This is a genomic window from Glutamicibacter sp. B1, assembly GCF_039602135.1.
GTDB classification, from domain to species: Bacteria; Actinomycetota; Actinomycetes; order Actinomycetales; family Micrococcaceae; genus Glutamicibacter; species Glutamicibacter ectropisis.
In genome coordinates this window covers 729,541-749,729 of the sequence record NZ_CP125942.1, presented here as the reverse complement: position 1 = coordinate 749,729, position 20,189 = coordinate 729,541, and the positions used below count along the sequence as shown (strand labels likewise).

Genomic DNA, 20,189 nt, shown 5'->3' with positions numbered 1-20,189 from the left:
ACTAATTCATTCGGTGGATAATCCGGTCCACCGACATTTGCTAAAACACTTAAATACGAAAAGCATCTATGCGGTATTACGTGCGGGAATTCAGCCTTTTAGCGCATTTTCATGGCTATTCGGTGAACATGCTCACAGGAACTCGACACGAAATAGATTGGAGCGCATCAAGTGGTTTAGACTCGCACAAGGAACGCTCGCACAAGTGCGTCAAATCTCATTGTGTGCAATATACACATGCGCCGTTGCGAGCCTTGGAGGTTTAGTTCAGTGTCGAAGACTTCGTCAGGCACCCTATACCGCGGCCATGAAGGCATGTGGTCCTGGGTGGGACACCGAGTCACCGGTGTCGTTATTTTTCTCTATCTACTGGTTCACGTGCTGGACACGGCGATGGTCCGCGTTGACGCCAACGCTTACGACGCAATCATCAGCACCTATCAGACCCCGTGGATGGCTTTGGGTGAAACCGGTCTGGTTGCAGCAATCCTCTTCCACGCATTCAACGGTCTGCGTTTGATCCTGGTTGACTTCTGGAAGCAGGGCACCAAGTACCAGCGCCAGATGCTCTGGGGCGTTCTGATCCTCTGGGTTATCGTCTTCGCAGGCTTCGCAATCCGCCACCTGTCGATCGCATTTGGGAGCCACTAAGCCATGAGCGTTACTATTCCTGCTCCGCGCAGCCAGCGCATTGACCCTAAGTACAAGCGTGGACCAAAGTCCCGTGGCAGCTTCGAAATGCTGGCATGGCTGTTCATGCGCCTCTCCGGTGTTGTACTGATCGTCCTGATCTTCGGCCACCTCTTCGCAAACCTCATGGTCGGAGAAGGCATCTCCGGTATCGGCTTCGGCTTCGTCGCCGGCAAGTGGGCCTCCCCTGTATGGCAGTTCTGGGACCTGGCTTTGCTGTGGCTGGCCATGCTGCACGGTACCAACGGTGTGCGCACCATCATCAACGACTACGCAGAAAAGCACGCCACCCGTGCATGGCTCAAGGGCATTCTGTACGTCGCAACGATCTTCATCATCGTGCTCGGTTCCCTGGTGATCTTCACCTTCGATCCTTGCGTAGCTGGTAGCCAGCTGCAGCAGTGCTTGTGAAACTCCCCTAGTTTCAGCCGATAGCCACATAGATTTTTAGAAAAGAGAGCATCAAGAATGCAGGTACATAAGTACGACGTAGTCATCGTCGGTGCCGGTGGTGCAGGTATGCGTGCAGCGATCGAATCCGGTCAGCGCGCACGCACCGCAGTACTAACCAAGCTTTACCCAACCCGCTCGCACACCGGTGCAGCCCAGGGCGGCATGTGTGCAGCACTTGCCAACGTCGAAGAAGACAACTGGGAATGGCACACCTTCGACACCATCAAGGGTGGCGACTACCTGGTTGACCAGGACGCAGCAGAAGTTATGGCGAAGGAAGCCATCGACGCCGTGCTGGACCTGGAAAAGATGGGTCTGCCGTTCAACCGCACCCCAGAGGGCAAGATTGACCAGCGTCGTTTCGGTGGCCACACCCGCGACCACGGCAAAGCCGCCGTACGTCGCGCCTGCTACGCAGCAGACCGCACCGGCCACATGATTCTGCAGACCCTGTACCAAAACTGCGTCAAGCACAACGTTGAGTTCTACAACGAGTACTACGTGCTCGACCTGTTGATGGTTGAAGAAGAAGCTTTCCGCGAAGACGGAACCGCTTACAAGCAGAAGCGCGTTGCTGGCGTCGTCTCCTACGACCTGGCCACCGGCGAACTGCACGTCTTCCAGGCTAAGTCCGTGGTCTTCGCCTCCGGCGGTGCCGGCAAGGTCTTCAAGACCACCTCGAATGCACACACCTTGACCGGCGACGGCATGTCCATTGCCTTCCGCACCGGTCTGCCACTGGAAGACATGGAGTTCTTCCAGTTCCACCCAACGGGCCTTGCAGGCTTGGGCATCCTTCTGACTGAGGGTGCACGTGGTGAAGGCGCGATCCTGCGTAACTCGGATGGTGAACGCTTCATGGAGCGTTACGCACCAACCATTAAGGACCTTGCACCTCGTGACATCGTGGCTCGCGCCATGGCCAACGAAGTGCGTGAAGGCCGCGGTTGCGGTCCTAACAAGGACTATGTGCTGCTGGATCTGACCCACCTGGAACCAGAGCACATCGAATCCAAGCTGCCTGACATCACCGAATTCGCCCGCACCTACCTGGGTGTGGAACCATTCACCGATCCAGTGCCTGTATACCCCACCGCGCACTACGCCATGGGTGGTGTTCCAACGAACATCAACACCGAGGTACTGCAGGACAACGACACCGTCGTTCCAGGCCTCTTTGCTGCAGGTGAAGTTGCCTGTGTATCGGTGCACGGTTCGAACCGTCTGGGCACCAACTCGCTGCTGGATATCAACGTCTTCGGTAAGCGCGCCGGTGTGGCTGCAGCTGAGTACTCCAAGACCGCCGACTTCGTCGAGCTGCCAGAGAACCCAGAAGCATTTGTCACCGCACAGATCGAGGGCGTGCTCTCCGGTACCGGCACCGAGCGTGTGGCCGATCTGCGTGCGACCCTGCAGGAAACCATGGATGCTAATGTCCAGGTATTCCGCGACGAGCGTTCGTTGAAGGAAGCACGCGACGTGATCGAAGATCTGCGCCGCCGCTACAAGAACATCAGCGTCCAGGATAAGGGCAAGCGCTTCAACCTGGATCTGCTCGAAGCAATCGAGCTGGGCTTCCTGCTCGACTTGGCCGAGGTCATCACCGTTGCAGCTCTGCACCGCAAGGAATCCCGTGGCGGCCACTACCGCGAAGACTTCCCGAACCGCGACGACGAGAACTTCATGAAGCACTCGATGTCCTACCGTGACGCAGAAGCTGTCACCGAGGACATCAAGGGCATCCGCATGGAGACCAAGCCAGTGGTCTTTACCCGTTACCAGCCAATGGAGCGTAAGTACTAATGAGCACCGAACTGCCAGAACCAGCATCAAAGATCGAGCTGAAGCCAGGTGTTGGTGGCGGCGGAGAAATCCCAAGCTTCGACATCACCCTGCGCGTTCGCCGCTACCTGCCTGAGGCTACCGCGGACGCTTATTGGGAAGACTTCAAGCTGACCATGTACGGCACCGACCGCGTGCTCGACGCCCTGCACAAGGTCAAGTGGGAACAGGACGGCACGCTGTCCTTCCGCCGCTCCTGCGCGCACGGTGTGTGTGGCTCGGATGCAATGCGCATCAACGGCCGCAACCGCCTGGCCTGCAAGACCCTGCTCAAGGACCTGGACACCTCCAAGCCGATCACCGTTGAAGCCATCAAGGGCCTGCCCCTTGAAAAGGACCTCATCGTCGACATGGAACCGTTCTTCCAGTCCTACCGAGAGATCATGCCATTCTTGATCTCCAAGGGCCATGAGCCAACCAAGGAACGCTACCAGTCCGCTGAGGACCGTGAGCGCTTCGACGACACCACCAAGTGCATCCTGTGCGCTGCGTGCACCAGCTCTTGCCCAGTGTTCTGGACCGATGGCCAGTACTTCGGCCCAGCTGCGATCGTGAACGCACACCGCTTCATCTTCGACTCCCGCGACGATGCCGGCGATATGCGTCTGGAGATCCTGAACGACAAGGAAGGCGTGTGGCGCTGCCGCACCACCTTCAACTGCTCCGAAGCATGCCCACGTGGCATCCAGGTGACCAAGGCTATCGCCGAGGTCAAGCAGGCAATCCTCACGCGCACCATCTAAGTACGCGAGCAAAAGCCCGGACCAATCCTGTGAGTTTGGTCCGGGCTTTTTGCGTGCCTTTAGTTCTTTCGCCACTCGTGGCACGATGGGTACTACCAGCCCTTGTCCTGTGAGCTAAGGAGTACTAATGGTCAGTAATCAACCAGATTCAACTACTCAAGCGGGAATTCCTGCGGCAAGCGACCGCAACTCCCTCACCGTGGGCCCCAACGGGCCGATCGTGCTGCACGACCACCACCTGATCGAGACCCTGCAGCATTTCAACCGGATGAACGTGCCCGAACGCCGCCCGCATGCCAAGGGCGCCGGCGCCTTCGGCGAATTCGAAACCACCGAGGACGTCTCGGCATACACCAAGGCAGCCCTGTTCCAGCCCGGGGTGAAAACCGAGATGCTGGCCCGCTTCTCCACCGTCGCCGGCGAGCTCGGCTCCCCCGACACCTGGCGCGATGTGCGCGGCTTCGCGCTGAAGTTCTACACCACCGAAGGCAATTTCGACCTGGTCGGCAACAACACCCCGGTGTTCTTCGTGCGCGACCCGATGAAGTTCCCGCACTTCATCCGCTCGCAGAAGCGGCTTCCCGATTCCGGGCTGCGCGATGGCACCATGCAGTGGGACTTCTGGACGCAGAACCCCGAATCCGCCCACCAGGTCACCTACATCATGGGCCAGCGCGGCTTGCCCAAGACCTGGCGCGAGATGAACGGCTACGGCTCGCACACCTACATGTGGGTCAACGCGGCCGGCGAGAAATTCTGGGTCAAGTACCACTTCCTGAACAAGCAGTCCGAGAAGTTCGAGACCATGGGCGGTGCGCAGGCCGAGGAACTGGCCGGGGCCGACGCCGACTTCCACCGCCGCGACCTGTTCGAAGCGATCAAGGCCGGCAACTTCCCGCAATGGGACCTGTACGTGCAGGTCATGCCCTACGAGGAAGCGAAGACCTACCGGTTCAACCCCTTCGATCTGACCAAGGTCTGGTCCAAGAAGGACTACCCGCGAATCAAGGTCGGCACCATGACGCTGAATAAGAACCCGGAGAATTTCTTCGCGCAGATCGAGCAGGCAGCCTTCTCGCCGGGGAACATGGTCCCGGGCATGGGGATGAGCCCGGACAAGATGCTTCTGGGACGCAATTTCGCCTATGCTGACGCACAGCGCTACCGCATCGGCACCAATTTCCAGCAGCTGCCGGTGAACAAGCCCAAGTGCCCGGTGCACTCGTACAACTTCGAAGGGAATATGACCTACGAGCACACCGGCGATCGCAGCGTCTACGCGCCGAACTCCTTCGGGGACTCGTGGAGCGATGAAACCGGTCCGGCGGAGACTTCCTTCGAGTCCGACGGCGAGCTGGTCCGCGAGGCCTACACGCTGCGCAAGGACGACGGGGACTTCGTCCAGCCCGGCATTCTGGTCCGCGAGGTGATGGATGATGCCCAGCGCGCCGAACTGGTCCAAACTGTCACCGGGGCGCTGGACGGGGTCATCGAGCCGGTGCTGTCCAACGCGATCGCGTACTGGAAGAACATCGATGCGGACACCGGAGCAAAGATCGAAGCGAACGTGCGTCAAAAGTAACGAAAAAACGCCAGCCACTTGTGCGGGTTCTAACGGTCGTCGCAACTTCTGATTGTTCAGGGTGTTGCAACGACCGCTAGAACCCGTCAGGGCAGTCCCCGCTTTGTTTAACTATGAGGAATTTAGACCTAAGATTCCTGGCAATACGCGCCATATGCTTCGTTTGCCACTTTGGGAGCGTCTTTGTCTAACTTCAAGTTGCAGTCGATAATCCCTAAATCAGAATCAGTCCAAGTAGAAAAGCTCAACTGATACCAATTGTCCTGATCATTCTGGCACTGAACGCTGAATTCATAAGTCAGAGGCGTTGCTGCGTAGTATCCAAGAAACCCAGGGGACTGATCAGAGTTCTCGAGCATACTTTCAATGCTCTCGGCAAAGGGGAAAGACTGCGCCTTGACGGGATCCGGCGAGACCTCATCGACAGCTTTCAGCACTTCGTCCCGGTTGTCCCACTCGGGCTGCGGATCCCACTGGATGGATGAGGTAACCTTCTTGTCAAGCAAAGTTTTACTCATATCCTGATCGTAGAACTTGTCGACTCGAATGAATTCCGGCTTTCCTATGGACTCACCGTCACTGACCACATACGGACGATCGCATGAAGCGACAGTGGCTAATCTAGGCTCCGCAGTTTCCCCGCTTTGAGAATTCCCCTGGTTCGTACATGAAGTAATCACCAGAACTAGGCCAAGAGCAAATGCTGCGAGGGCATTTCGCTTCATCTAGTTACTCCTTGTTCTAGCAGTACCTAGACTTAGCTAATCCTGCGAGCGATCCTGATGGCTGCGATAGATCGCATTGCACTGCAGCGGTTTCACGGATGGTATGGGATTTACCGGTTCCACTGGCTTTAACAACAACCCCCGAGTTTCCAGAAGCGCAATAGTTCTTCTTCCACTTACCAGTGACTTGAGTATTTCCAGCTGCTACGACGAGGTACTTCTTTGGCTTGATCGTGGCAGATATCGAGAGGGTACTTCCACTAGTTTTGGATCCTGAAGCTGCCAGATCTAGGCGGGTATTGGCTTCAAGTTTGGCGGCAACTGCTTTAAAATCAACAGTTGCTCCTGTGGATGCTCCTACAGAATAAGTCAGTCCGGCGGTCAAGGTTAGTTGCTTCTCGGAAGAGTATGTTGCCTTTGCATTGCTGCTCGTACCATTGTAGTACTTACTGGCATGAGTTACTTTCTTGACTTTTGATATGTTGGTGACAGTGTAGTAACTCCCCGCGAAACCACCGCAGCTAATTGCGGCCGGAGTACCTACTATCCCTCCTGAAATCAGCTCATCACCGGCTGCGAGAGCTGGCGTTGCCACCATTGCGGCTCCCGATGCCAAACTGACAGCACTTATAAATGCTGCGATCCGCCGCTTGCTTTTCTTCATACTTCCCCTCGGAATGATGTGAGTGATTCATCAAGTCAGCCTCATAATTTTGAGTGCCTTCTATGCCTCGCTAGCATGCGATCTGACCTACACGTGTAGCCTATTCCGTTCCTCTTGCAAATTATTCCGATTTTTCGAAAAACCAGTGTTTCGTTATCAGTTTGTTGCAAATGATGAAATAGGTTGTTCTTGAGAAGTAGCGAACTTATGCGGTTTTTTAGGAAGACTTCTCGAATTTATCCTGCAATAGGCGTAACGCTCGTTGAATCGTAGAAGTACCAGCCCGTAGGATCTTGGCAATTTGTGGATAGCTCTTGCTGGCGAGTCGTTAGCTCTCCGCTGTTTCTATGTGCTCAGTTGTCATGACAGTTGTACGGCCGCCTAATTTCCCTTGGGCGCGCGTGTTCCGATTCCCTGCGGGTGTTCTTGCGGATTGTAGAGACGCGCAATTGCGCCAAGACAGCCATGATTCCTTTGATAGCTTCGACCATCGGCGTGCTCGCGTCATGTCCAAGAATGGCTCTAGGACTCCATGGAGTTTGAAGTCCCGATCCTGGCTCGCTGATCATATCGATGGCCGTTCGCTCAATTCCAACTAACCGGTCCAGCGAGCGCACTCACCATCGTCGCAAGGCTCTATGCTTCCACGCGATCAGGGCATCGATCACAGTCACGAAGCTCAATGAGCCTGATAGAAGTGCACTCGCCCAACAACAAGAAAGCGCCGCCCTTTAAGGACGACGCTTTAGTGCAAACTTTAGGACTGCAGGGAGATCCTCTCGCTGAAGTTCCACTGTCCGCTGCGCGTATCAAAAAGCTCGATGCTTTCTACCTCGAATGTGATCTGCACATCTTTCAAATCTGCTTGAGCCGCGTCCAACTGCGCAGCTGGCACGTTCTGAGCAATAGTCAGGTGCGGATGGTAGGCGAAGTCAGATTCGTGGCGCAGGGCGTCGCCGAGCAGTTGCTGATGCAGCGCCCAGCATTCATCGGCCCCCCTTTCCAGGGGCAAGAACACCACGTCACTTTTCGGGCGGAAACTTTGTGCCGGCCCCAAGCGGATCTCGAAGGGTTTAGACGCGGCCGCCACTCTGCGAACCTGGGTGGCGGCTTTCTCCCAGGTGTTCAGGTAGGACCCGGAAATCAGGGTGATGTGCGGGGCAATCGGCTCCGTGGCTTCTCCCCCGTACTCCCGCCGCCAGGTACGCAGAGTCTCCCGGTGCGGTGCCGGCACCGGGATCACCACGCCCAAGGTGAAGCGGGATTCGATGCTCATACTAGACACCCAGCGGCGGCAGGAAGCCGACCTTCTCGTACACTTCTGCCACGGTCTTCGATGCCACTTCGCGAGCCTTAGCAGCGCCGGCCAGCAACAGACGGTCCAGCTCTGCCGGATCATCGAGCAGTTCCAAGGTGCGTTCGCGGATCGGGGTCAAGCGTTCGACCACGGCATCTGCCACGGCGACCTTCAGGTGGCCGTACATCTTGCCGTCGAACTCTTCGACCAGCTCTGGTACTTGGCGTTCGGTCACCGCGGCCAGGATGTCTAGCAGGTTGGAGACGCCCGGCTTTTCCTTCTTGTCATAAGCGATCACGGTACCGGCATCGGTCACTGCAGACTTGATGCGCTTGGCGATCTGCTTCGGCTCATCCAACACGTTGATCAAGCCAGCCGGCGACTCGGCCGACTTGGACATCTTCGAGGTAGGGTTCTGCAGGTCGTAGATGCGTGCGCCCTCCTTTGGGATGAATGCTTCGGGCACGGTGAAGGTCTCACCAAAGCGGTGGTTGAAGCGCTTGGCCAGGTCACGGGCCAGCTCCACGTGCTGACGCTGGTCATCGCCCACCGGCACGCCGTGCGGCTGGTAGAGCAGGATGTCCGCGGCCATCAGAATCGGGTAGGTGAACAGGCCCACGCTGGCGGAGTCCGCACCGCCCTTGGCCGACTTGTCCTTGAACTGGGTCATGCGGCTGGCCTCGCCAAAACCGGTCAGGCAGTTGAAGACCCACGCCAGCTGGGCGTGCTCCGGCACCTGGGACTGGACAAAGAGTGTGGACTTGTCCAGGTCGATGCCGCCGGCAATGAACTGTGCAGCGGTCTTGCGGGTGCGGGCGCGCAGCTCGGCAGGATCCTGTTGCACGGTGATCGCGTGCATGTCAGGGATGAAGAAGAACGCGTCGTACTCGTCCTGGGTTTTGACCCAGTTGACCAGTGCGCCGAGGTAGTTGCCCAAATGTAGTGAGTCGCCCGAAGGCTGCATGCCCGAAAGTACGCGGGATTTCATGGTGTTTCCTTAAAACTGGTAGTCGACGACCAGCGGTGCGTGGTCGGAGAAGCGCAGGTCATAGGCCGAGGCGCGGTCAACATGGGACTTGATGGCCTTCTCGGCTAAGCCCGGGGTAGCCATGTGGTAGTCGATGCGCCAACCGGCGTCGTTGTCGAAGGCCTGCCCACGGTAGGACCACCAGGTGTAAGGGCCCTGAGCGTCGCCAGCCAGCTGACGGGCCACATCCACGTAGCCCACCGCGCCGAAGAAACCGTCGAAGTAGGCGATCTCCTCATCCATCACGCCGGCGCGCTTATTGTGGTTCGGCTTCCAGTTCTTAATGTCCTTTTCGGTGTGCACGACGTTTAGGTCCCCCACTACCAGCACGTGATCCTTCTGCGCTGCCAATGCGGGCAGGTGTTCGGTCATGCGCTGCAAGAAACGGTACTTGTCATCCTGCTTTTGGGTGCCCAGTTCACCGGAGTGCACGTAGGCGGAGACCACGGTGAAGATTTCCCCGTTGAGATCGAAGTCGGCTTCTACCCAGCGTCCGGAGTCGGCGAAGTACTCATCGCCAATGTTTTCGCGTACTGCCACTGGCTCAACGCGGGAGAGGATCGCTACTCCGGCGCGGCCCTTATCCTTGGCTTCGGCATGCAAAATATGCCAACCATCGCCGATCAATTCACGCATCACCTTATCCGGTGCGCGTACCTCCTGCAGGCACAGGATGTCGACGTCACGATCCGCGACCCATGCGGCCATGTCCTTGCGGTAGGCGGCGCGAATGCCGTTGACGTTGACCGAGGCGACGCGCAGGGCGCCGGCGTTCTTGCTCAGAATTTCCACGCTGGTTGGTATCACCATTCCAGCTTACAAAACTCTGCGCCCGAAAACGTGCTGATCACCCCTGAGCCGAAAACAAAAGGGCAACGCGTGTGCGTTGCCCGTCTGCCTTAGTCGATAATTTCGCCGTCCATTGGTTTGGCCGGCTTGATCATGTCCCGCGCATTGGCGGCGGTCATCTGGATCGTCTCTAGTGCCCTGTCGATCATGCCCTCAGATTCGGCGGTGGCCGCCTCACGCTGTTCGGAAATCACCCGGGCCTGAACCTGGACGATCTTGAAGGAATGATCCAGCTTCATATCGCGCTGGCTGGTGGATTCGTCCACGATCACCGAACCGGACTGTGCCCGTGGGGTGGCCGCAGCGGTGGCTTCACGCAGCGAGTTGTTGATCTTGTCGGCCCCGCGCTTGAGGCCAAACATCATGAAGGCGGCCAGCAGCAGCCAACCGGCGGAGATCACGACGACAAACCAGCCGACGATCTGGTTGGAGTTGGCGGCAAAAACGACTGCCACCAGAAGAACGATGACCATGACGGACATTGCCAAAGTTGAGGCGTTGAGGGTGACTTTTTTGCCCTGCTTCGCGCTGCTGCCTAGAGGTTCCATAACATCAATTCTCGCACCCGTGCCCGTTGCAAGCCAATTGACAGGCCGCGCTTTCGCCCACAGCGTGGCTCGCTGAACGCCTAGCTGAACAAGCTCTGCAGGTCTTGCCCGGAAAGGCAGGCGCGAATCAACAGGTATCCGCCGATGCCTACCACCCAGCCGAGGGTTTCTTGAGCGTAGCGGGAGGCCTTCTCCCCCAGTTTGCGCATCCAGTTTTCGATCCGTTCACCGGCGAGCGCGCGGGCAACAACCAGCACCAGGGCCGGGACGATCATCACCAGGCAGTATCCGATCAGTGCGAGTAGCTGCACCCCGGTGCTCCACCGGGTACTTTGCATCACGCCCACCGCCGCTAAGTACGGAAGCATGGTGGGAAGTTCTAAGAGTCCGGCGAATAGGGCCAGCGCGATCAGTCCCGTGCGGGTGTCCAATGCGGTTGCTAAACGGCTGTGTAGGCGTCGCGGGAGCTGTTCGGTGGCGATAGGTGCCTGACTCACTTCGACGTTGTTCCTCGTACCGGCTTTCTTCCGAGCGTCGGCTTCCTTTTGCGCATCGGTACGGTAGGTCAACGCCCAAATGATCATCAGCACCCCGAGCACCATGCCTGAGATTCTGAAGAAACGATGCTCAAAAATGCTGGGATCAATCAGCAATAGCCCACTACGTAGTAGCACCCCGATGATCCAGTAGAACCCGGCAATCACCAACAGGTAGATGATGACCTTGGCGATCACCTCACGGCGCCCGCGTAGCAGGAGCAGTAGCGGGATGATCAGGGTGCCGATGCTGGTCGAGTCGATGAGTGCCAGGATGACCAGGGAGAGTTCGGGATTGCTCGTCATGATGTCCATGACTTCCACTGTTCTACGCTGCGCGGGCTTGCGGTATCGGCCAGTGGTCTGTGCCTTCTCCTCCTTAAGGGGGATACCTGATCACCGACAGTTCGGGGATGCTGGAAGCATGAACTTCATTCGACGGATCGGCAGCGGCGATAAGGAGCCCGAGGTCATCGGCACTTACCTGGTGCTCACCGTCATCTTGCACCTCTCCGGGATCGTCAATTCCCCGTCTGTCGCAATCCGCGGCTACGAGTGGATTCCCCTATTACTCATCGGTTTGGCTGCGATCCTGATTCGTCGCCGTGTGCTTCTTACAGCCACGGTAATCATGTTCCTCGCTGGCATCGGGTTGCTGATCGTGGGAAGTTTGGGCGGTTACTTTCTGATCTTTGAATGCGTCTTCGGCCTGTTCCTGCTCGGTTCTGCCCGGCTTCGAACCTTCGGGCTAGTGCTGTTGTGTTTGGGTTCCCTCGCGCTGGGGATCGCCACGTGGCTTAACACTCAGAACGCGCAGGATGTAGTCCTGAGCCTGTTCATGGCCGGTTTTATTCTTTTCACCCCGATGCTCTGGGCGGAAAATGTGCGCACAGCCAAGGAGCTGGCGAAAACCGAAGCGCAAAGAACACAGGCGGTGCAGTTAGCTGCGGTGGCACGTGAAGACCAGCTGGTGGCGGAGCATGATTTTTCGCGGGTCCAGGAGCGCACCGCCTTGGCCCGCGAGATGCACGATGTGCTCTCGGCCCGGTTCTCGTCCATCGCTTTGCTCTCTGGCGCCTTACTTCCCTCCGCGCCGGATTCCGTGCGTGAACCCTTGCAGTGCATCCGCGATGAGTCCGTATCTGGTTTGGAGGACATGGTTGCGATGGTGCGGATGTTGCATGAGGGTGGCCCGGCATTGCAGGCACGGATCGAGGATTTACCCGAACTGGTGGCAAATTTCGGCAGCCAGGTACGTTGGGAGTATCAGGTCGCCGAGCCTCAAGACTTTAGCCCGGCGGTGCATACCGCAGCGCACCGCACAGTGTCTGAATTACTGGTCAACCACGCCAAGCATGCTGCCGAGACCGCCTTGGAGCTGAGCGTGACCCAGGACGGAGACTTGACCATCACGGCGCGTAACCCGGTGGTGGCCGCGGCGAGTACCGCGACGGGGGCCAGGATCGGGCTAGAAAATATTCGCACCCGTGCGCAGGCGCTGAACGGGTCCTTCAAGGTACACAGTGGCACAGATTTTGAGGTCACGATCCGCTTCCCTGCAGTATCGGAGAAAGCATGAAAGTACTGATTGTTGATGACCACGCCACCGTGCGCATGGGCATCAGGCTCGTCTTGCAGGCGGCGGTGGATGTGGAAGTTGTCGGGGAAGCCGGCGACGGGCGTAGCGCAATTTCCATGGCTCGGGCGCTGAACCCGGATGTCATTTTGATGGATCTGCGCATGCCGCGGCTCGACGGTATTGAGGCCACCAAGGTGCTGCATGAGAGTTATCGGGTGGTGGTGCTGACGACTTTTGACGATGACCAGTACCTTTTTGGGGCGTTACAGGCCGGGGCGCACGGTTTTTTGCTCAAGAGCGCTGAACCAGAGGCAATCATTATGGGCGTGCGGGCCGCCGCCCGGGGCGAATCGGTCCTCGACCCGCAGGTGACCTCGCGGATTGTGTCCCGGGCGCTGGCCTCGGAAACGCTGGCCTCGGAAAATGAGAATACGTTGCCCGATGATTTGACCGGCCGGGAGCGCGAGGTGCTCGACGGGCTAGCGCAGGGCTTGAGCAACCCACAGTTGGCGCAGCTTTTGGGCATTGGGCAGAGTACTGTGAAGTCCCATGTCTCACAGGTGCTGGCCAAACTCGGGGTCTCCACCCGATGGCAGGCGGCGAAGATCGCCTACGCGGCTACCAGCTCACCAGGCAAAAAGGATGGTCCTGCGGGTCCAGGTACACCCTGAAGGTTTCACTGCCTTCACCGGTGGCGCGGGCGCCTAAGTGCAGGACCTGTTCTTCGGCGAGGTCCAGATCGGCGACTTTCACATCCAGGTGGGATTGTTGCGGGTGGATGTGCCCGGGCCACTGCGGGGCAACGTACGGGCTGACCGCTTGGAAGGCCAGGCCCGGCCGGTCCGGGGCGTCGCCGATCGATACCCAGTCCGGCTCGTTATCGATCCGGACCATGCCTAAGAGCTGTTCGTAGAATGTGGCCAGTGCATCGGGGTCTTCACAATCGATGACCGTGGCCTGCCAGGTGCCAATCATGGCCCCATTATGCGCGTGTGGCTGCCCGCCGTCTACCAGGATTCAGCCATTGCACAGCGACAGTGCTCGATCAGTGCCTGCACGCGGGCGGGGATGCGCACCGAGTGCGGGGTGATGGCCACGACCGCGTTGGGGAAGTTCGGGGTTTTCAGCTCGCGGAAGGCCAGCGGTCGACCCTCCACGGAGACCTGGGCGTTGTTCGGTCGACGCATGAGTAACCCGTAACCCAGCCCGCGGCCGACCATGGCGGAGACCAGGATCATCTGCGGGACGGAGGCGACAATTTTTGGGGTCAGGCCTTGAGAGGCGAAGAGCTGGAGCTGGTGGTCGGTGCTCGGTTCGGACTCGTACATGATCAGTGGTTCTGCTGCCAGGTCCGCTAGTTCTAGCGGGCGTTCCAGCGAAGCGAGCCGGTGCTCGGGGTGAAGGACGACCTGCATTTCGGTGCGGTAGATTTCCTGTTTGTCCATATCCGCCGGTAGTGCCAGGTCGTAGACGAAGGCGACGTCCAGTTCGCCGTTGCGCAGTGCGGGCATTAGTTCATCGTGGGTGCCCACGCGCACTTCTAACTGCACTTCGGGGTGGGCGAAGTCTTCAAGGGTGGCCGGGATCAGGTGCGGGGAAAGCGAAGCGAAGCACCCAAAGCGGACCGGTCCGCGCAGTTTGCCTTCGCGCTGTGGGAAGGTTGCGGATAACTCTTGGGCGTCAACCAGGATCTTTTTGGCCATGGCGGCGAAGTGGTGCCCGGAGGCGGTGAGCGTGATGCCGTGGGCTTTGCGGCGCAGGCACAGGCTCTCCCCGGCGAGCCTTTCGATCGCGGTGATGGCCTGCGACAAGGCCGATTCGGAGATTTTCAGTTCACTAGCGGCCGAGCCGAGGGTGGTATGCCCGGGCAATTCGGCCATGATCTCCAAATGCCGCATCGAATACATAAGTTCACCTTCAGAAGTACTGCAGATATTTGAAGTTTACCTTACCTGTATCGGCTGTCACACTGAAGTGATCCGCAACGCACGGCCTCACTGTCAAGGAACCACAATGGCAACAGCACCCACCGCGAAGACGAACCAACGACGCGTCGCCTTCGCAACAGTCATCGGCACCACCGTGGAGTGGTATGACTTCTTCATCTACGCCACCGCCGCCGGCCTAGTCTTCTCCAAACTCTTCTTCGAACCGGCCGGCGCGGAGATCGCACTACTGATCTCCTTCGCTTCGGTGGGCCTGTCCTTCCTCTTCCGCCCACTGGGCGCATTCTTGGCCGGACACTTTGGCGATAAGATCGGCCGCCGAGCCATGCTGGTGCTCACCTTGGCACTGATGGGTGCCTCCACCACACTGATCGGCATACTGCCGACCTATGACACGGCAGGATTATGGGCACCGGTACTACTCTTGCTGCTGCGCATCCTGCAGGGCATTTCCGCCGGCGGCGAATGGGGCGGCGCGGTATTGATGGCCGTGGAGCACGCCCCCGAAGGCCACCGCGGCCGCGCCGGATCCTACCCACAGGTCGGCGTGCCCCTGGGCATGCTGCTCGCCTCGGGCACCATGGCGCTGATGACCGGCGTGATCTCCCCCGGCGAGGCCTTCATGGCCTGGGGCTGGCGCGTGCCGTTCCTCGTTTCGATCGTGCTGATCTTGGTGGGCTACTTTGTGCGCCGTTCGGTGGATGAATCCCCGGTCTTTGAAGAGATCGCCGAACATAAGGCACAGACCAATGTGCCGATCCTGGTGCTCTTCAAAAAGCACTGGCCACTGGTGATCATCGCCGCGCTGGTGTTCGCCGGCAACAATGCTGCCGGGTACATGACCACCGGCGGATTCTTCCAGTCCTACACCACCAACCCCGACGGCCCGGTGGGTCTAGAGCGCACCGACGTGCTGGTGGCAGTGGCCTTCGGCGCAGCGGTGTGGCTGATCATGACCCTAGTGGCAGGGTTCCTTGCCGATAAGATCGGGCGCAAGCGCACCTACCAGTTGGGCTTCATCATCCTTGCCATCAGCCTGTTCCCGGTCTTCGCCTTGGTCAATTCCGGGTCGCTGGCACTGCTGTACCTGGCGTTCGGTCTATTCTCTATCGGGCTGGGTCTGACCTATGGCCCGCAGGCGGCTTTGTACTCCGAGCTCTTCCCCGCTTCGGTTCGCTTCTCTGGGGTGTCGATTTCCTACGCGATCGGCGCGATCGTTGGTGGCGCCTTTGCCCCGACTATTGCTCAGGCACTGGTGCAGGCTACCGGTGGCACTACTGCCGTGGCGGTGTACCTGCTGATTGTTGTTGCGATTTCCTTTACCGCGGTTTCACTGATTCGCGACCGCGCGGGGATCGATTTGTCCTTCCGCAACCAGGCTGAGCAGGAAGTGGGCGCGCTGATTACTGATAAGCGCACCGTTGAGTCAGTGAAAACTGCTCAAGAGGTTTAACAAGGTTAAGACACAGCAGGGGTTCGCTCGGTGAGCGGACCCCTGCTGTGTCTTAAGAGGTTATTGGAACGAGCGAGTCGCCCGCTGGTTGATCCGCTGCACGGTGCCCGGGATCGTGAACAGGTCGATAATCAGCAAGATCCACAGCACACCCAATGGCACCCAGCCGATCAGGATGAAGGTTGTCGCCCAGCCGATAATGCCCAGCGCCAGGTAAACAACACCGGCCACTACCTGACCGAGGTAGAACTTGTGGATGCCTAGCTGGCCCAGGAAGAACCACAGTACGTATGCCAGCAGGGTGCTCTTCTGGTTGACCACCACGATGTGGTTGTTGATCTGGATGGGGCGTTCGTTCTGCTCGTAATTCTGTGTCATGTGTCCCTTTAGTGATGATGCGATGGCCGAAAGCCCGGCTCACTTCACTTTATCCGACGAGTGGAACATCCACTAGGAAGTTTACTTTGGGTACACAAAAGCCCGCACCGTGAAGTGCGGGCTAAGGGTGCTTAGCGAGCGTTACGCTCGGCAGCTTCCACCACGTTGTTCAGCAGCATGGCACGGGTCATCGGACCCACACCGCCCGGGTTCGGGCTGATCCAGCTGGCCACCTCAGCGGCAGCTGGGTCAACGTCGCCGGTGACCTTGCCATCCACGCGAGAGACACCAACGTCCAGCACGATTGCGCCGGGCTTGATCGCGTCGGCCTTCACAATGTGAGGCACACCAGCGGCGGCGATGATGACATCGGCCTGAGCGAGCAGTTCCGGCAGGTTAGTGGTGCCGGTGTGGGCCAGGGTGACGGTGGCGTTCACATTACGGCGCGTGAGCAACAGGCCAACCGGGCGGCCGATGGTCACACCGCGACCGAGCACCAACACGTGCTTACCGTTCAAATCAATATCGTGACGGGCCAGCAGATCAACACAGCCCAGCGGGGTGCATGGCAATGGCGAATTCATTGGGCGATTCACGTTGGCCACCAGACGGCCAAGGTTCATCGGGTGCAGACCGTCGGCATCCTTGGCCGGGTCCATGGCCTCCAAGATGACATCCTGATCGATGTGCTTTGGCAGGGGCAACTGCACGATGTAACCGGTGCAGGCCGGGTTTTCGTTCAGTTCTTTCACCTTGGCGAGCAGTTCGTCCTGGGTGGTTTCTTCGGGCAGGTCCACGCGAATGGACTCGATGCCCACCTCGGCGCAGTCCTTATGCTTGCCACCGACGTACCAGGCGGAGCCCGGATCGTTGCCGACCAAAATGGTACCTAGTCCGGTGCTATGACCCTCGGCCTTCAGCTTGGCCACGCGTTCAGCAAGTTCCTGCTTGATGGTGGCCGCGGTGGCCTTTCCGTCGAGAATGCGTGCGCTCACGCGTATCCTTCCGTAGGTGCCTCGTTGCCAAGGCGGGTGGTGTGCGGACCCAGGCGCGCGACTCGCACAATTAGCTCCCCGGTGGTTACCCACCTAACGCCAGTCACGGGTTCCAGTGTAGCGAAAAACGGTGCGGGAATGAGAGTGCGGTGTTCCCGGTTACCTTGTATGTGTACTCAACTATTGTGATCGGTGCCGGGCAGGCCGGGCTTTCGGCTGCCTACCATTTAGCCAAGCGTGGTGTGGACTTTTTAGTGCTTGATGCCAACCCTGAACCGGGCGGGGCGTGGCAGAACCGGTGGGATACGCTCACTCTGGGTGCCACGCATCATATTCATCCGTTGCCGGATTTCCCTTTGGAGGTGCAGGACTCCAGTCGACCTGCGTCTCAGGTTGTTAAGGAGTACTACGGCGAGTATGAGCGAAAGTTCGCACTGCCGGTACGACATTCGGTTACGGTCAGCTCCGTGCAACGGGTAGATGATCACTTCGAGGTGTACGCCGATCAGCGTTACACGGCGCGCACCATTATTAACGCCACCGGGACGTGGACCAATCCGTTCTGGCCGGTCTACCCGGGACATTTTGATGGGCTGCAGGTGCATACCAACGGCTTTGTTTCTCCCGCGCAGTTTGCTGGCAAGCGAGTGCTGGTGGTCGGCGGCGGGGCCAGCGCTACGCAGTTCATCGTGCAGTTACGCGAGGCCGGGATCGATACCCTCTGGTCTACTCGGCAAGCACCGGATTGGCGAGAGGTCACCGGGACAGAATGGGGCTTGGAGGTAGAACGCCAGGTCAACGAGCGCACTCGGGCCGGGTTGCCACCCAAATCGGTGGTGGGTACCACCGGACTGTTACTTAACGAGAGGATGCGCGCGGGGATTGAGTCCGGCGCGCTAGTCTCACGAGGCAAGATCGCCCGCCTAGAATCTGACGCGGTTCTCTTCACCGATGGTTCGCGGGAGCACATCGACGCGATCCTCTGGGCCACCGGATTCCGTCATGCTCACCGTCATTTACGTGAGCTGAAACTACATACCGCAGCCGGTGGCATCGTGATGGCTGACGACGGGGTGAGCACCACGATGCCCGGGATCTTTTTTGTTGGCTATGGGGCGTCGGCTTCCACGTTGGGTGCTACCAGGGCTGGGCGTAAAGCTGCGTTGGCCGCGAGTAAGTACCTCGCGTCGGTTCCGACGTAGACCGGCCTACTGGCGGGGATCAACTAAAAATCCGCAGTAAAGAATCCACGTGGCCTACTAACAAATACAATGATGGAGCTCTTGGTAGCCACCCCAAACGCTCTATTACGAAAAGCATATCGAGGTTTATCGACGCATCAACGCGTCGCAGCACCAACATGAAATCGCCTTATGCCTTACCCCAATATGCTTATGGTCTGCATGATGGCAGCCACGAGGAATAAGATTGCGGCGATAAACAATCCCCAGTTCATAGCATCAAATGAAGCGAATAGGCGCGAGATCCGCTTGCCAAGGGATGCTTTCTCGCTTCGATCGTGGCCCGCCACGCGGGCCGACTGAGTTTTCCATGCAGGATAGAAAACGACCACAGACAACAACAAGAATATTGCCCAAGTCACTAGTAAGTTCAAAACATCACTTCCTCGAAATAGCATTTCATTGTCACGACGCTTCCCTGAGGATGTCAAAACGGGAACCCAAGCCGAATACGCCAGCGACTTCCTTGATAAATGTCAATGAAGCAACCGCTTTCGTGCTTTTTCGATGCGTGGCGAATGCCGAAGAGCCATCAACCTTTACCACCAGTTTTGCAAAGCTTTTGAGTTGCCTAATCATCTCATTGAACCTTGAAGAGTTCGGTGTTCATAACTTCTACCAAGCAACATAATCATTGGCGGAAGCCACACCTCAGCACGCCAAGAACAGATTTTAGTTACGGTGCGGATGAATCCGGCAAGAAAGATCGCGACAAAATACCTCTCAAACGCAACGTAGCTCACTGAATTGGTAGAAATTCGCTGGCGGGCGCTAACTTAGAATCCATGAACCAGTACATCCTCACCCTGTCTTGCATCGACCGCCCCGGCATTGTCCACGCCATTTCCGGAGGTCTCTTGGGTGCCGGTTGTAATATCACCGAGTCGCAGCAGTTCCTCTCCCCCGAGACCGGAACCTTCTTTATGCGCATTGAGGTTGAAACGGAGCAGTCACTCGAACAAACGCGTGCTGCTCTGGCACCGATCAAAGATGAGTTCGCGATGTCACTGAAGGTGGCCGACGCGAGCGATAAGGTACGCACCATGATCATGTGCTCTAAGGCCGGACATGCGCTCAACGACCTGCTCTTTGCTCAGCGTGCCGGGACCTTGGCCATCGAGGTACCGGTGATCGTCTCCAATCACCTCGATTTGAAGCCGATGGCAGATTTTTACGGCGTGGACTTTATCCACCTGCCGGTGACCAAGGAGAACAAGGCACAGGCCGAGGCGGAACTGCTCAAGCTCGCCGAAGATTACGACATTGAACTGGTCGTGCTCGCCCGCTACATGCAGATCCTCTCCGACTCACTGTGTGAGCGCATGCAGGGGCGCGTCATTAATATTCACCACTCGTTCTTGCCATCCTTTAAGGGTGCCAAGCCTTACCACCAGGCTTATGCCCGTGGGGTGAAGCTGATCGGTGCCACCGCGCACTATGTGACGGCGGATTTGGACGAGGGTCCGATCATTGATCAGGAAGTCACCCATGTTTCGCATACCCGTACCGCGCAGCAGTTAGTGGAACTGGGTCGCAGTGTGGAAGGTCGTACGCTGAACCGTGCGGTGCAGTGGCATTCGGAACATCGAGTGATGCTCGACGGTCAGCGGACCATCGTTTTCTCCTAACTCGCACCGTGCT

General features: G+C 58.2%; 22 protein-coding genes. 10 read left to right on the top strand and 12 right to left on the bottom strand.

From position 1 onward, the window contains the following. The first annotated feature begins 237 nt into the window (after positions 1–237). The 5 genes from sdhC to QMQ05_RS03460 all read left to right on the top strand — a co-directional run bounded on the left by sdhC (position 238) and on the right by QMQ05_RS03460 (position 5,310). Positions 238–651: a succinate dehydrogenase, cytochrome b556 subunit gene (gene sdhC, locus QMQ05_RS03480; protein ID WP_370736825.1), complete on the top strand. Its 414-nt coding sequence runs from the start codon at positions 238–240 to the stop codon at positions 649–651. A 3-nt stretch (positions 652–654) separates the two neighbouring features. After that, a complete protein-coding gene (locus tag QMQ05_RS03475; RefSeq protein ID WP_345473040.1) occupies positions 655–1,101 on the top strand; it encodes a succinate dehydrogenase hydrophobic membrane anchor subunit in 447 nt (148 codons plus the stop codon). 57 nt (positions 1,102–1,158) lie between these two features. After that, positions 1,159–2,946, top strand: coding sequence for a succinate dehydrogenase flavoprotein subunit (sdhA, locus tag QMQ05_RS03470; RefSeq protein ID WP_058255449.1), 1,788 nt, complete (start codon positions 1,159–1,161; stop codon positions 2,944–2,946). Continuing rightward, positions 2,946–3,728, top strand: coding sequence for a succinate dehydrogenase iron-sulfur subunit (locus tag QMQ05_RS03465; protein ID WP_345473038.1), 783 nt, complete (start codon positions 2,946–2,948; stop codon positions 3,726–3,728). Before sdhA ends, QMQ05_RS03465 begins: the two co-directional genes overlap by 1 nt. A 127-nt stretch (positions 3,729–3,855) precedes the next feature. Next, on the top strand, positions 3,856–5,310 hold the full coding sequence (locus QMQ05_RS03460; protein WP_345473037.1) for a catalase: 1,455 nt from the start codon (positions 3,856–3,858) through the stop codon (positions 5,308–5,310). Positions 5,311–5,438: 128 nt separating this feature from the next. Here QMQ05_RS03460 and QMQ05_RS03455 read toward each other — a convergent pair whose 3' ends face one another. From QMQ05_RS03455 to QMQ05_RS03425, 7 genes are all read right to left on the bottom strand, one after another. Continuing rightward, complete coding sequence (locus QMQ05_RS03455) at positions 5,439–6,035, bottom strand: hypothetical protein (RefSeq protein WP_345473036.1); 597 nt, start codon at positions 6,033–6,035, stop codon at positions 5,439–5,441. Positions 6,036–6,051: 16 nt separating this feature from the next. Then, a complete protein-coding gene (locus QMQ05_RS03450; protein WP_345473034.1) occupies positions 6,052–6,699 on the bottom strand; it encodes a hypothetical protein in 648 nt (215 codons plus the stop codon). 757 nt (positions 6,700–7,456) lie between these two features. After that, positions 7,457–7,975, bottom strand: coding sequence for a 2'-5' RNA ligase family protein (locus QMQ05_RS03445; RefSeq protein WP_345473032.1), 519 nt, complete (start codon positions 7,973–7,975; stop codon positions 7,457–7,459). Between the two features lies 1 nt (position 7,976). After that, positions 7,977–8,984 carry a tryptophan--tRNA ligase gene (trpS, locus tag QMQ05_RS03440; protein WP_345473030.1) on the bottom strand — a complete coding sequence of 336 codons (1,008 nt, stop codon included), beginning with the start codon at positions 8,982–8,984 and terminating at the stop codon, positions 7,977–7,979. A gap of 9 nt (positions 8,985–8,993) precedes the next feature. After that, positions 8,994–9,833 carry an exodeoxyribonuclease III gene (locus QMQ05_RS03435; protein ID WP_345473028.1) on the bottom strand — a complete coding sequence of 280 codons (840 nt, stop codon included), beginning with the start codon at positions 9,831–9,833 and terminating at the stop codon, positions 8,994–8,996. 89 nt (positions 9,834–9,922) lie between these two features. Next, positions 9,923–10,420, bottom strand: coding sequence for a hypothetical protein (locus tag QMQ05_RS03430; RefSeq protein ID WP_334122172.1), 498 nt, complete (start codon positions 10,418–10,420; stop codon positions 9,923–9,925). 80 nt (positions 10,421–10,500) lie between these two features. Further along, positions 10,501–11,262, bottom strand: coding sequence for a GAP family protein (locus tag QMQ05_RS03425; RefSeq protein WP_345473027.1), 762 nt, complete (start codon positions 11,260–11,262; stop codon positions 10,501–10,503). A gap of 118 nt (positions 11,263–11,380) precedes the next feature. On the opposite strand from QMQ05_RS03425, the gene QMQ05_RS03420 reads away from it, so the two are divergent. Both QMQ05_RS03420 and QMQ05_RS03415 read left to right on the top strand, forming a co-directional pair. After that, the gene (locus tag QMQ05_RS03420; protein WP_345473025.1) at positions 11,381–12,535 is read left to right on the top strand and encodes a sensor histidine kinase; all 1,155 of its coding nucleotides are present in this window, start codon (positions 11,381–11,383) and stop codon (positions 12,533–12,535) included. Further along, a complete protein-coding gene (locus QMQ05_RS03415) occupies positions 12,532–13,206 on the top strand; it encodes a response regulator transcription factor (RefSeq protein ID WP_345473023.1) in 675 nt (224 codons plus the stop codon). The genes QMQ05_RS03420 and QMQ05_RS03415 overlap by 4 nt, the downstream gene beginning before the upstream one ends. Here the strand turns inward: QMQ05_RS03415 and QMQ05_RS03410 are convergent. Continuing rightward, entirely contained in the window at positions 13,154–13,510 is a 357-nt protein-coding gene (locus QMQ05_RS03410) for a VOC family protein (RefSeq protein ID WP_345473022.1), read from the bottom strand. The genes QMQ05_RS03415 and QMQ05_RS03410 overlap by 53 nt on opposite strands. A 32-nt stretch (positions 13,511–13,542) precedes the next feature. Then, positions 13,543–14,415 carry a LysR substrate-binding domain-containing protein gene (locus QMQ05_RS03405; protein WP_345473020.1) on the bottom strand — a complete coding sequence of 291 codons (873 nt, stop codon included), beginning with the start codon at positions 14,413–14,415 and terminating at the stop codon, positions 13,543–13,545. Positions 14,416–14,548: 133 nt separating this feature from the next. Between QMQ05_RS03405 and QMQ05_RS03400 the strand changes: the two genes are divergently transcribed. Beyond that, positions 14,549–15,934, top strand: coding sequence for an MFS transporter (locus QMQ05_RS03400; protein WP_334122166.1), 1,386 nt, complete (start codon positions 14,549–14,551; stop codon positions 15,932–15,934). A gap of 60 nt (positions 15,935–15,994) precedes the next feature. On the opposite strand, the gene QMQ05_RS03395 is transcribed toward QMQ05_RS03400, so the two are convergent. Both QMQ05_RS03395 and QMQ05_RS03390 read right to left on the bottom strand, forming a co-directional pair. Continuing rightward, positions 15,995–16,312 carry a TM2 domain-containing protein gene (locus tag QMQ05_RS03395; protein WP_058255460.1) on the bottom strand — a complete coding sequence of 106 codons (318 nt, stop codon included), beginning with the start codon at positions 16,310–16,312 and terminating at the stop codon, positions 15,995–15,997. Positions 16,313–16,443: 131 nt separating this feature from the next. Beyond that, complete coding sequence (locus QMQ05_RS03390) at positions 16,444–17,307, bottom strand: bifunctional methylenetetrahydrofolate dehydrogenase/methenyltetrahydrofolate cyclohydrolase (RefSeq protein ID WP_345473015.1); 864 nt, start codon at positions 17,305–17,307, stop codon at positions 16,444–16,446. Between the two features lie 149 nt (positions 17,308–17,456). Between QMQ05_RS03390 and QMQ05_RS03385 the strand changes: the two genes are divergently transcribed. Then, positions 17,457–18,509: a flavin-containing monooxygenase gene (locus tag QMQ05_RS03385; protein ID WP_345473013.1), complete on the top strand. Its 1,053-nt coding sequence runs from the start codon at positions 17,457–17,459 to the stop codon at positions 18,507–18,509. Between the two features lie 444 nt (positions 18,510–18,953). Here the strand turns inward: QMQ05_RS03385 and QMQ05_RS03380 are convergent, their stop codons facing one another. Further along, positions 18,954–19,127, bottom strand: a complete 174-nt coding sequence (locus tag QMQ05_RS03380) for a hypothetical protein (RefSeq protein WP_345473011.1) — start codon at positions 19,125–19,127, stop codon at positions 18,954–18,956. 206 nt (positions 19,128–19,333) lie between these two features. Between QMQ05_RS03380 and purU the strand changes: the two genes are divergently transcribed. Beyond that, the gene (gene purU / locus QMQ05_RS03375; protein ID WP_345473008.1) at positions 19,334–20,176 is read left to right on the top strand and encodes a formyltetrahydrofolate deformylase; all 843 of its coding nucleotides are present in this window, start codon (positions 19,334–19,336) and stop codon (positions 20,174–20,176) included. The last annotated feature ends 13 nt before the right edge of the window (positions 20,177–20,189 follow it).